The organism is Nitrincola sp., assembly GCF_048264025.1.
Lineage (GTDB): Bacteria > Pseudomonadota > Gammaproteobacteria > Pseudomonadales > Balneatricaceae > Nitrincola.
Window position 1 is genome coordinate 27,292 of the sequence record NZ_JBLXDN010000003.1, and the last position, 12,554, is coordinate 39,845.

Annotated in this window: 7 protein-coding genes and 1 pseudogene; 3 read left to right on the forward strand and 5 right to left on the reverse strand. The window is 46.5% G+C overall.

Annotation, left to right across the window (positions count from 1 at the left end; genetic code table 11):
- Position 1: 1 nt before the first annotated feature.
- The 4 genes and pseudogenes from ACN0R1_RS03615 to ACN0R1_RS03630 form a co-directional block, all read right to left on the reverse strand.
- Positions 2-1,612 carry a restriction system-associated AAA family ATPase gene (locus tag ACN0R1_RS03615; RefSeq protein ID WP_417580021.1) on the reverse strand — a complete coding sequence of 537 codons (1,611 nt, stop codon included), beginning with the start codon at positions 1,610-1,612 and terminating at the stop codon, positions 2-4.
- A complete protein-coding gene (locus ACN0R1_RS03620) occupies positions 1,609-3,363 on the reverse strand; it encodes a restriction endonuclease subunit S (protein WP_417580023.1) in 1,755 nt (584 codons plus the stop codon). The genes ACN0R1_RS03615 and ACN0R1_RS03620 overlap by 4 nt, the downstream gene beginning before the upstream one ends.
- Positions 3,360-6,197: a DEAD/DEAH box helicase family protein gene (locus ACN0R1_RS03625; RefSeq protein WP_417580025.1), complete on the reverse strand. Its 2,838-nt coding sequence runs from the start codon at positions 6,195-6,197 to the stop codon at positions 3,360-3,362. Before ACN0R1_RS03625 ends, ACN0R1_RS03620 begins: the two co-directional genes overlap by 4 nt.
- A gap of 317 nt (positions 6,198-6,514) precedes the next feature.
- A pseudogene (locus ACN0R1_RS03630) lies at positions 6,515-7,758 on the reverse strand (IS256 family transposase).
- A 116-nt stretch (positions 7,759-7,874) separates the two neighbouring features.
- Between ACN0R1_RS03630 and ACN0R1_RS03635 the strand changes: the two are divergent.
- On the forward strand, positions 7,875-8,249 hold the full coding sequence (locus tag ACN0R1_RS03635; protein WP_417580027.1) for a hypothetical protein: 375 nt from the start codon (positions 7,875-7,877) through the stop codon (positions 8,247-8,249).
- A gap of 379 nt (positions 8,250-8,628) precedes the next feature.
- Entirely contained in the window at positions 8,629-10,662 is a 2,034-nt protein-coding gene (locus ACN0R1_RS03640; protein WP_417580029.1) for a methyl-accepting chemotaxis protein, read from the forward strand.
- Here the strand turns inward: ACN0R1_RS03640 and ACN0R1_RS03645 are convergent.
- Positions 10,652-11,854: a M24 family metallopeptidase gene (locus ACN0R1_RS03645; protein ID WP_417580031.1), complete on the reverse strand. Its 1,203-nt coding sequence runs from the start codon at positions 11,852-11,854 to the stop codon at positions 10,652-10,654. The two genes, ACN0R1_RS03640 and ACN0R1_RS03645, sit on opposite strands and share 11 nt — an antisense overlap.
- A 200-nt stretch (positions 11,855-12,054) precedes the next feature.
- Here ACN0R1_RS03645 and ACN0R1_RS03650 point away from each other — a divergent pair, with 200 nt between their 5' ends.
- Entirely contained in the window at positions 12,055-12,534 is a 480-nt protein-coding gene (locus ACN0R1_RS03650) for a low molecular weight protein-tyrosine-phosphatase (protein ID WP_417580033.1), read from the forward strand.
- The last annotated feature ends 20 nt before the right edge of the window (positions 12,535-12,554 follow it).

Here is a 12,554-nt window from a genome sequence, read left to right on the forward strand (position 1 = left end):
GTTATTGGCTTTCCTTTGCTTTTAAAATTCTTATTCTGTCGGCAAGGTACATCCGCTCGACAGAATCACCCAGCCGACCAATACCTTTCTTAATCGCTTCAACATCATCCGACTTCAATAACAGCTCAATTTCAACTTTCGGTAGGTCAGACATAGGGGGTGAGATACTGAAGCATTCTTCAAGGATTGTGTCAAAAGTACTCCCGTAAGTTTGAATATTAGGATTTCTGGATTCTATTTTTCCGCTTGTAGGATCTTTTTTAAATATTAATACATTGTCGCTTTGCATATCTGAAGGAACAAACGGGGAATGTGTTGTGATTAGACATTCTTGTTGTGAAGCTAAAGTCTGTGATAAACGTTTACCTTCATTTTTACATTTTTCTTTACTTGTTGTCGGAAGGTTCATAATTTTTGATATGAACTCCACTCGCCATTTTGGATTGAAGTGACTTTCAGGCTCATCCATTAAAAATAACGCATTAGGGTAGTCAACCATACAAAGGGTACCTAATAGCTGAGCTAGTTGATGTTCGCCGTCAGACAGCGATACATACTCAACAGGTGTATTAGATTTACTGGACAAAAACTTGATTTTCTCAAACCTAAACACTTTATCACTATCGACTGGTTCAACTAACCGAGAAGAAAAACCTTTTTCATAAGGATCCTGTTTAAAAACTCCATTACCTTTTATCATCAAGTCATTGAGCATAGATAGTTTGTGAAAATCAGAGTAAAGCTTTAAAGCGTCTTTTCCCCAATAGTGGTTAAAAGCTAAATATGTGTTATCTTGAACAAGGAAATCAAAGGTATAAGTCCTTGACTTGGCTTCATAGTTCGAGCAAGTACAACATTTTGACAAGTTATCAATCGATTCCTCTAATTCGTTAGTTAATAAAATCCCATCCTTACCAGGCGCGCCAGGATGGTTTAATTGAACAATGCATCGGAAAGAATGTAGCTCGTTCAATTTTGGCTCAGCTAACAAATACTTTCTCGCTTCATTGTCATTTTGCAACAAATTAGCTATTAAGACTTCCAGGCTAGTCCCATAATCAATAAGCATCAGCTTCGAATCTTTGATGACGTTGTATTTATCGCCAGAAGGCATCGCACTTGTTGCGACTTCCCTAGCATATCTACTTCGGCTAGCGTAGAAGGGTCTACTTAAAGTTTCATTGTCACCTGACGTATATCCCACAACTAAAGAAGGTAAATATTTTTCAATTCGTTCAGGCTCGAGGGTTTCCCATTCGCCATCATTAAATAGTCTCAGTGATAAATTTATTTTGTTACGTACTTTTTCTGTTTTCAGCAATAACCTACTAGGCTCAGCATCACCACAAGAAATATAATACTCCAGCTCAAACTCTAAGTTTTTGTTTACCTTAGTTTTCTCTTCTTGCGGTAAGAATGTTGAGAATGCTAACTGAAATACTTCCGCAATAATTTGTAATACTTGTGATTTTCCTGTGCCATTTGGACCTATTAAACATAATGGGGAAAAACTATCTGTTTCAACCAGTCCATTACGAAAATTAACTATCACCCCATTCAGTAAACCGCCACAGGTATCAGCATCAATTATGTTTAATCGTACAAGTTTCATTTACCTTCCTTGATAAACGTTATCGCATTCAACTTCTGGTCGAACACTTGTTTAAATAGTGGCTTATCAGCACTTAGCATGTCAAATACACAGTCTTTTAACTGGTCATAATCACCTTGAAATGCTGTTTGTAACTCTTCAAACGTAAAGCTGTTGCCTTTGTAATTATCCACCCATTTGGCAAGCTCTTCCACTGTAATTTTTTTCATAGCTGATTTTGTCTTAATTTGTTTAGTTTTGGGCTTTTTCGCCAAGGCTTCGCGTTCGAGTTTGATTTTTTCAAGTAATACCGAAGCCGGTTCGTCATTAGGGTCTTGTGGTACCAGTTGGCCGGAAAAAGCTGACTTTAAGATATTTTTACGTTGAGCTGCTGACTGCTTTAGAGCAAAATATATATCAGATGTTTTTTTATCGACACTAGTAAACTCTTCCGATAAATAACTACCTATAAACGCCATTTCTTTTATTGATGAGATAGCAATTGGCATTTTTTCAACTAATGACTTATTTAAGGCTGGTTGATTGTTTCCACTACTTCCACTACGTGTTTTATCATATTGAGACCATAGCCAATAAAACACATACTCTGATGATATTCCCGAATTTGGTACCCAAAGTGCTGCACAATTCTGGTTGTTTGCTGCATCAATATCTAGAATAGCGGATTGCCCACGAGTTTTGCCTTCACCGATCATCCCCAAAAGGACTGACCCTTTGGGGTTGATTTGGGTGCTACTATTTTTCAAACCACCTTCGGTAATTTTTTCTTTTGTATCTTTGATCCTACCAAACTGCACTTCACCTGAGCTTGCCCACGGAATTTCACCACCCCAATAGGTAGGTTGTTTACGACTTGGTGTAGCGCCAACTTCTACCTTAAAGCATTGCCCTAAACTAGCCCACACCCAACCTTCTGGCAGCTTAGGTAAATCGGTGGTGTCGGGTTGCATGAGTTCGGGGTATTTATCTTGCCAATTTTTAGGGGGTGTTTTGCCTTTTTCGGCAAACTCAGTGAGTTTTTGTTGCTGCCACTGCTCGCGGCGCTGCTTTAAAATGCGCGCTAATAGTTGCTCGCCAGTTTCTTGCACTTGGGCACTGTTTTCGGCACGCCATTGCTCGGTTAGGGAACCGTCAACTGCACTTTTTAATAGCGATTGGCGATATTGGCTGAGTTTGGTTTGCGCGGTTTTGAGTTCTTTCACACCAGCATCGAGCTCAGAGAAAAGTTCTTCGAGTTTGTCGACTATGCGGCTTTGTTCGTTAACAGGTGCAATAGGGAATGGTAGATTAGACAAATCTGACGTTTTCAAATTGTTTATATTTGAACCTGATGAAAGCTCTGCAACAGTATGTCTGTACTCATGACTTTGAAAATAAAAACCAAAATATTTTTGATTTAAATATTTATCAGGTCGTAATCCACTGCAAAAAGCACCAAAAGATACTTTTTCAGATGAGAAAAATTGGCCAGCTTTGCCGACAATATCTTTACTGCCACTTGATGCTGCTATTACAACATCTCCAGCAATTAGAAATTGATTATCATTGATATTACTTGAAGGGACAAAAACTAAATTGTTAAAGTCTAAAGTACCATTATTGATGTTGGTTGCCCTTAATACACCGAAATATCCCTCTTTAATCGAATCTATCGACTCGGCTTTTTTGTACGATATCCCTCGAATTAGGGAAGCTATCTCTGATAGTTTTGTTGTACCCCAACCTTGCGGCAATTTTTCTACTTCACTCACGCAATTAATTCCTGATTCATTTCAGCCAATAAGCGATCTAATTCATTATCTTGACCACTGCTGTTTGGGTTGCTAACAGCAAATAAACTCCAAGCTTTTTGTAAACCACCATGGTCGGAAAAGGGGCTGTAGTCAAAGTCATCCCGTTCGATGGCGCAGCTTGCAGCAATATGATCTTTCATCAAACGGAGCCACTGCGTTTGTTGCTCCGTAAATGCTGTTGATCGCTGCGCGTTATGGCGAAAAATCCATTTCTTAAATTTGGCATCAACTTGTTCGGCAAAGGGTTTTAGCTCGCTGTCTAAACCACTGGCAAACCTGATCAGCGAGATAATATCCGTCAGTTGCCTTTGGCTGTTCACTTTTTTGTTGCTGTTTTTACCCGCTGCATGCTGGCTGCTCTGATTGAGGCGCTCATAGGCACTCCATATTTTTTCGGTAGTGAGCAACAAGGGCGGCTTGCTTAAAGCTTGGTGCAGTTCTTCTAACATGGCAAAAGTTAAGCCCCTGCGCTGATACGGCTGCTGGTAAAAAAAGCTAAGCGCTTGAATATCGTCTTTATGTTGCTCGATAAAGTCCTTAAAGCTTTGAATAACTTTTGCTGCATTGTCGGCGGCTTGGATGCTGTAGCCAGAATAGGTCACTGTATCTAAGTTGATGTGATCAATAAGCTGCTCGCGCTGCCTTCGGGCTGATTCAATTCCTTCGCGGGTATCTGGGTTATCAAAGGTTTGGCAGGCTTGGTCTATTAACTGCGATTTAGCGGTTTGTCGCTCGCTATCGGTTAAAGACTCAGCACTGCGGGTAATACCTGCTGCTTTAGCATTGGCAAGGGCCCGCTGGTTAATCACATCTGGGTCAAGGGCAGTGAGTAAGTCTCTGGCTACTTGCGGCAGTGGTTTACCGGTAAGCTTTTCAACTTCGGCCAGCCCGCGTTTATCAAGCTGTTTACTTAATCGGGTTAAACGGTTGGCAAGGCTTTGAATGGTGTCGTCATCGCGATGCCCCATCGCTACACCTTGCAATAAGTCTTTCATTGACAGGTTAGGGCTGCGTTCAAGTGGGCGGCTTTCAGTCTTCAGTGACTTTTCTACGCCGACAGCATCAATCAGAACAAAACGATCTTTGTCTGTGGTAGCGCTTTTACTGACGCTATGCAGGTCTTCATAGCTTAAACTACGCACTCCCCGACCTTTCATTTGTTCGTAATAGCCTTTACTGCGCACATCGCGCATAAAGAGCAGTATTTCCAGTGGTTTTACGTCTGTGCCTGTAGCTATCATATCGACCGTTACGGTAATACGTGGGTTATAGTCGTTACGAAAATCATTCAAAATACCATCGGGATCTTTGGCGTTGTAGGTGACTTTTTTACAAAACGCATTCCCTTGTTCGTACTCTTCACGCACAATTTGAATGATGTCGTCGGCGTGGCTGTCGGTTTTGGCAAAAATTAACGTTTTAGGTACCTCTTTACGATTTGGGTAAATCTCGGTTTCAACCGCCTTTTTCATTGCCTTAATTACTTGACGAATTTGGCTGACGTTGACCACAGAGCGGTCGAGTTCTTTACTGGTGTAGTTACTGTCTTCTTCTGCTTGCGCCCAGCGTTTTTTGCGGGTGAGTTTGTCACGGTGATCAAGCCACTCTTTAGCTTTTAGCTCTGCGCCTTTATTACCAATTTCAGTTTCAATTTCATAGACGTCGTAACCAACATTAACACCATCCAGCACTGAGTCTTCATAGCTGTATTCAGCAACGATATTTTCATTAAAAAAGCCAAAGGTGCGTTTATCGGGTGTGGCAGTTAAACCTATGATAAAGGCATCAAAGTAGTCGAGCACCTGCTTCCACAAGTTGTAAATAGAGCGGTGGCATTCATCTACGATAATAAAATCAAAGGTTTCAATCGGCACGGCTGGATTGTATTTAACCCATTTCGCTTGCTGTTGATTTTGCTTAATTTCATGCAGCGAGATGTCTTCAGCACTATCATCAATAGGCTTGCCGCTTAAAATTGAATACATGCGCTGAATGGTACAAATGCACACCTCAGCAGCACTGTCGATAGTGCTATTGGTTAAGCGTTGCACTATGTGGTTTTCATGAAAAAAGGTTTGCTTGCCTTGCGGTTTAAAGGCATGAAACTCTTGCTGTGCTTGTTTACCTAAATTGCGTGTATCAACTAAAAATAGAATGCGTTTTGCACCACCATGATTAAGCAATCGATAGACGGCATTAATCGCAGTAAATGTTTTACCTGCGCCTGTTGCCATGTGAATAAGTGATCGCGGACGGTTTGCCGCTAATGATTTTTCAAGACCCGTTATGGCGCTAATTTGGCATTCACGCAGATTGGCTTTAGGCAATTCTGGCATCTGCTGTTTTAAGCGAGTGCGCAGCGACCTTTCTTGTTTCATCCAGTCTTGTAAAGTTTCAGGCTTATAAAAATGAAAAATTTCCCGAGCACGCGGATCAGGATCTCGAAGGTCGGTAAAATGAATAACTTGGCTAGTCGCTTCAAACAGAAAAGATAAAGGTTCAGAGTGTTGGCTAAACTTTAACTTGCTAGTGGCGTAACGCAGCGTTTGGTCTTCAACATTTGATAAAATGGTGTCATCTTTTTTCGCTTCGATCACACCAACCGCTTTGCGATTCACAAACAATATGTAGTCAGCAGGGCCAGAGTCCGTCGGGTATTCACGAATCGCCACACCCAAGGATTCACCTAAGTTAGTCGCTGGCCAAGTCTGTACTTTCCAACCCGCAAGCTTAAGATGTTCATCAATTAATAAGCGCGCCTGCACTTCTGGTTTTAAGCCATCTATATCCATAATTTATCTCAAACTAAAACTTGTCAGAACATTCTTCGTAGTTTTTTCTGGTGCAGTACCTGTTAGCCTCTGCTGCCAATTTTGTAACGGAGCATTAGTTTCGCCAACTCTTTGTCATTGATAAGCAGGTTACGAATTCGAGACAAGATGTCTACACCTTGTTGAGTCCAGCAATCCGAGTTTAGCCAGATAGGTCTTAGTCAGCCAATCCTAACCATTTTGACTTTCAATTTTAATAATATATCCTAATATACAGCCAGTTACATTGACTATCGTTGTGTTTATTTAGAGTTATTGTTAAATCTGGTGTATGGCCATCAGGCCGCGCTCCTGTCTGACTGGTCTTGTATTTGTTCGTCGTCCTTGAACTTCACGTTGTTGACCACGAGGGTCAGCAGATTAAATCCTTTGATCCGCTTCCAATTCTTCTGCGCTGACTCCAGCAACTTGTTGACCTTCGCCAATGTGATCTCGCGTGAGCCACAGTTCCTGGCTCGTTTGGTTCTCAGCCGGACGGTCGCGAACGTGGATTCGATCGGATTGGTTGTCCGGTTGTGAACCCAATGTTCTGCCGGGAAATCGTAGAAAGCCAGCAGTTCATCCCGATCCTTGCGCAGGCGCTCCATAGCACCGGGATACTTCGACTCGAAGCGCACTAGAGCCCGGTCAAAGGCCCTGTGTGTATCATCCCTCGTTTCGGCCATCCAAATCTCATGCAATGCCGCCTCCACCTTGGGCTGAACCGACTTCGGCACCGCAGTCAGGGTGTTGGCCGTCTTATGCACCCAGCAGCGCTGATGGCGGGTATCGGGATAGCACTTAGACAGTGCTTTCCAGAATCCAAGGGCACCATCGCCGACCGCTAGCTTGGGGCTGAGCACCAGGCCTCGTTCACGCAGGCCCAGCAGCAGCTCTGACCAGTTGGCTTCTTACTCGTGGTAGCCGTCCTCAACGGCGACCAGCTCATTGCGGCCATGCTCTGTGACACCGATGATAACCAGCAGGCAGAGGCGGTCATCCATGCGGACGTTGCTGTAGATGCCATCTACACATACCGCTTCTGGCTAAGATCACGCTGACACCAGCTCCGGTGTTCGTCAGACCAATGCTGCTTCAACCGACTGATCGTGTTGGCGGAAAGTCATTTGGCCTGATCACCCAATAATGAGGCTAGCGCATCCTGGTAATCGCCCGTGCTCACATCCTTCAGACACAGCCAGGGCAGCAGCTCCTCGACACTCCGAGCCCGCTTCTGGTATGGCGGCAACAGAGAGCTGTTGAAGCGGACGCCGGAGCCACTGCGGTCCCTGACCTTCGGCACCTTGATCTCGACATCGCCGATGCCGGTCTGGACAGTGCGCTCGGGCAAATAGCCATTGCGGACGACAGCCTTGCGACCATCCGGCAGCCGATGTTCAGCATGCTGCTCCAGAAGCACCTGGAGCTCGGCTTCCACTGCTTGTGCGAGCAGCTCACGTGCGCCGTTGCGTAACAACACGGTAAGCGTATCTGTCATCAGTTCTTCTGGTTGTGAAAGAGCTCTCAGAGTAGACTTGGTCATGGCGTATCACCTTCTGTTGATTGCGATCTTGGTCGTGATCAATCAACAGGATACGCCATCCTCTTATCTCCCCCGTACACCAGAAATCACCATAACTCTATCTAGGTGAAGGGGGAGTGCTTCACAACTCTCCAAATGGAAATGTACAGATTTGTGTCAAGGATGATTTCGCAGACGGTAAACCTGTGAAAGTAGTTTTAAGCTACCTAAGCGACGAGAAGATGAACAAGCTTTTAATACAAGCTGAGCAATTGATTAATAAAGCAAAAAAATATGGGGTGTTAGGCTTTAATTGCGAACATTTGGCTTCTGCAATGCTGCATGGTAATCCCTCTAGTGAGCAGCTGCAAGGTACGGCCTTTGGTGCTGTTGTGGGTTTACTCTTAGCTCACCGGAACCAGTCGAGAAACTCATTAATGTATATGTCCATTGGCGGACTTATCGAGTGTGTTACTGTTAACGCAGCACGTAAATACGACTATGTTGAATAAATTGTAGTAGCGCATACCTCTGCGGACAGCTTCCAGCAAGCAATCATCATGAATCAATTTGATATTGTTTGAGAAAATTGGTTTTGTGCATACGAAGTTGCCGATCAATTGGTGGTATCAGCCTATGACGCCGCCAGCTATCAACGCTGGCGGTGTCAATTAAAAATAATGCTGCACAGTTAGACTGACACTTAACGTCAGCAGACTTTAATCACTGACCTTTTCCGTCATAGCTCACCAGACCGGGGTTCGCTAACATCCTTGCTACGCATTAGTGTAATGATCTCTGGAGTCAGGTAATCGATCGTGCACACCACAATAATAAAAAAAACGTTGTTTCACATTGGATTATGCCAATGAGTCACGTTTGGAGCTTGCCGTGAAAAGCTTTTTATACCCTGCTGTTTATCTGATGAACCAACTTAGATATATCTATAAGTTCGGCTTGATCAGTCTGCTGTTTCTTCTGCCATTATCGGTCATGAGTTATATTCTGATTAGTCAGGCTTATCAGGGGCTCGCTGTCACTGCACTGGAAAAGGAGGGCGTTGTACTTCTGCAGCAGACTTCCCGATTGATTCAGTCTGCCGAACGTTACCGGGACCTGCGGGCGGTTGAGCACTATCGTGACGTGGCTGATCTTGGCGCTCTAATCGAACAGCAGCGTATTGAGGTAGTTGAACATCTGCAACCCCTCCAGTCTTCCACATCACCTTTGATTAAACAGGCGCCGATACAGACTAATCTGGATACAGTGGTTCAGCACTGGCAACGGCTGAGCAGTGAGGGAGCCAGTAACCAGGGTGCGATTGATGCACAGTTTAATGTTTATCATGACTTTGTCAGTGATCTGTTGCGTCTGCAGCGCTCCATTGCTCAGGTGAGCGGTTTGACCAAGGATCCCAGTGACGCTGTGCTGAATCAGGTTAATCTGGTAGTGCGGGAGCTGTCTTCCGGACTTGAGCTGATGGGACGAAGTCGCAGCTACGGGGTGTATGCTCTGAATGGCGATTTTATGGAATCCAGTCTCAGTGATCGTCTTAACCTGATTTTTGATGGTCTTAGCGATGCTCAGCATGATCTGCACCAGGTGATGGCTCAGGCAGTAGAACCGGTTTATGCCAGCGCCCCTGAGCTTGAGCCTTTGGCGATCAGTGCTGACGAATCCTTGCTGAAGGTGCGTGACAGAATGGATGAAGAGGTCATCATGGCAATGTCTCTGGAGCTGCCCTGGCAGCAGTATTTCAGCAGCACCAGCCGAGATATTGATTCCCTGCATCAATTGAGTCAGGTATTACTGCCACAGGTTGATCACCTGCTTGAGCAGCGTCTGCTGGCTGACAGTCGAAAGCTCTATCTGTTGCTTGTTGCGCTGATCTTTGTGTTGTTGCTGATTATCTACCTGTATTCAGGTTTCTACCTGTCAGTTCAGACTTCGGTCAATCGTATCTGGCACGCCAGCCGCTGTATTGCTGAAGGGGATATGACTGTACGGGTTAAATCGGAAACACGTGATGAAATGTCAGCACTTACGCTGGAATTCAATCGTATGACCGAACGGGTGCATAACCTGATCACCGAGGTGCACACAACGGCACAGCAGGTATTTGAAAAAGCGGGGCAGGTGGAGAGTATTTCCATTGAAAGCCGTACCGCCATCCAGGGGCAGCGTGATGAGACCGAGCAGGTGGCTGTAGCTATGAATCAGATGACACTGTCTGTGGCGGAGGTTTCACGCTTCGGTACAGAAGCGCTGGCTGCTGCCGTTCAGGCTGATGAGTATACGCACCAGGGACACCAGCAGGTTAGTAGCGTTCTGGCGCGCATCGAGGCGCTGGCTGAAGAGATAGAAAGATCGGTTGCGGTGATCAACAGTCTGGAGGCGGATAGTCATCAGATCACCCAGGTGCTTGAGGTAATCAAGGGGGTGGCTGACCAAACCAACCTGCTGGCCCTTAATGCAGCGATTGAAGCGGCACGAGCCGGTGATCATGGCAGGGGCTTCGCGGTTGTCGCCGATGAGGTGCGAGTCCTGGCCCAGCGTACACACCAGTCAGCTGAAGATATCGATAAAATGGTAGCAGGGCTGCATCAGGGTGTCAGCGAGTCCGTTAAGGTGATGCAGAGCAGTCAGCAACTGGCAAGGCATACGGTAGAGGAGTCCGGCAGGGTCGGGGCAGCGTTACAGAGTATTTCTTCGTCTGTGCATACGATTGTAGAGATGAATGAACAGATTTCCAGTGCCTCCGGTGAGCAGGCAGGTGTTGCCAGTGCGATTGACAACAACATCCTGACGATCAGCGGGGTGAGTGAGCAGACGGCGCAGGGCGCCGATCAGGTGGTGGCTGCAAGCAAGGAGATGGCCGCGATGACAGCGCAACTGAAGCAGGTGCTGGGTACGTTTAAGGTTTAATCTGGCCACCCCGTTCGTTTATCTGCCAATCATTGTCGGTGATGGCTACACCCCCCTTGGCAGTGACCTGCACTGTGTCACTGAGACCAATACCCCACTCCCCAGGCAGGCGTAGACACAGGGGGAGGTGGAATACCATGTTTTCCTCAAAACGGCGGGTGAGGCCACGTGCGATATAGCCGGTGCCTTCAACCCAGCTGGGAGGGAACTGCGCGCCTACCGAGTAGCCGAATACGCCAGAGAAAAATACCCGATCCGCATAGGGTGCAAGGGCCGCTTCGGCAGCCTGGGCAGCATCATCAAAGGTATTGCCTGGGTACATGGTTTCTTTCAGGGCGGCATAGAGGCTTCGGCACACTTCTGCGACCTGATGCATCTGTGTCGTGGCTCTGCCCGCAACGGCGGTGCGCATCATCGGTGCGGTATAGCGCTGGTAGGCTGAACCAAATTCAAGGAAAACCGGGTCACCTGCTTCAATAACTGTGCGTTTATGATTGACGTGTATCACGCTGATGCGCTGACCGCTGGTCACGATCGGCTGCAGGCTCATGAACTCGCTGCCCGCCGCGAGCAGGGCACGTGATCCCTCGGCAGCTACCTCATTGTCAGTGATGCCGGGCTCGATGATAGCCTCGGCAGCTCGTAATCCGATTGCTGTGATGCGTGCGCTCTCGCGCAGGCAGTTCAGCTCGGCTGCGCTTTTTACCAGGCGCTGACTATCCAGCAATGCGCCGCCATCATTGTGAAAGCGTGCTTTGCCCAGGCGGTCTAACAGGGGTTGAATGATGGTGTAGCGCAAACCGGCAAAATACACATCCAAGCCTATATGCTGGCAGGGTGACAGCAAGGCCAGCAAAGGCTCGATGACTTCGTCGATATCTTCCCAGCGATAACCGATGATCTCGTCCACCCTTGCGGTAACAACGGCCGGGCCGGTCTCAATCGACGGTACCTGCAGGACCACACGTTCAGCCGTGACCAGTAACGCGGTATGCACGGAGACCTCAAAGGTGTGATAGCCGGTCAGGTAGAAAATATCGGCAGGATCGGTCAACAACAGGGCATCACGTCCGGCTTCAGTCATCAGGGCTCGGGTGCGTGCCAAACGGAGACTTAATTCATCAGCCGGGAAGGGGAGCTCGCTGCCTCCCAGGGTTTTGGCTAAAGCGTGGCGGTAAGCGTGGAAATCCATGGTAGTCTCCGGAGTTAATAAGGGATTACCTCAGTGTAGGATCAAAACTATTTGTCTGTGTGTAATAGACGGGACGGGCACCTACAAGCCTTATTTTTCTTTTGTAAAACCATCTGATAAGGTTTTGATTTATAATGATCTGAAGGTTTTTATTTTTGCCCTTTTAAGGTGCCTGGAAGCATAGTAAGGTAATGATATAAATGAAAAAATTATCGGTTTTATTTGTCTGTCTGGGGAATATCTGCCGTTCACCCACCGCTCAGGGGGTTTTTGAGGCTAAGTTGGTAGCTGCGGGTCTGCATAATCAGGTCAGCGTGGATTCAGCAGGCACAGCGGCCTGGCATGTCGGTAAAGCTCCCGACCGGCGCAGCCAGCAAGTGGCCGCACAGCGTGGCTATGATCTCAGTCTGCTTCGAGCACGCCAGGCTACGCGAGAGGATTTTGAACAGTTTGATTATGTATTGGCGATGGATGCGGATAATCTGACAGACTTACGGGTGCTGGAACCCGCCCACTATAAGGGCGTGCTTTCGTTGTTTCTGGAGTATGCCTTTCCGGGGGCGTCGCGTGGGGTACCTGACCCTTACTACTCACAGGGTGATGCGGGTTTTCATGAAGTGGTTGATCTGATAGAAGCTGCATCAGACGGACTGATTAAGGTATTAAAAGAACGCCTGTAGCCATTATAAACTCTCGAGTT

What these genes read in the sequence shown, in the direction of transcription:
- ACN0R1_RS03645 (WP_417580031.1), bottom strand. Translation starts at nt 11,854, where the DNA reads ATGGATTTCCACGCTTACCGCCACGCTTTAGCCAAAACCCTGGGAGGC.
- ACN0R1_RS03625 (WP_417580025.1), bottom strand. Translation starts at nt 6,197, where the DNA reads ATGGATATAGATGGCTTAAAACCAGAAGTGCAGGCGCGCTTATTAATT.
- ACN0R1_RS03650 (WP_417580033.1), top strand. Translation starts at nt 12,055, where the DNA reads ATGAAAAAATTATCGGTTTTATTTGTCTGTCTGGGGAATATCTGCCGT.
- ACN0R1_RS03615 (WP_417580021.1), bottom strand. Translation starts at nt 1,612, where the DNA reads ATGAAACTTGTACGATTAAACATAATTGATGCTGATACCTGTGGCGGT.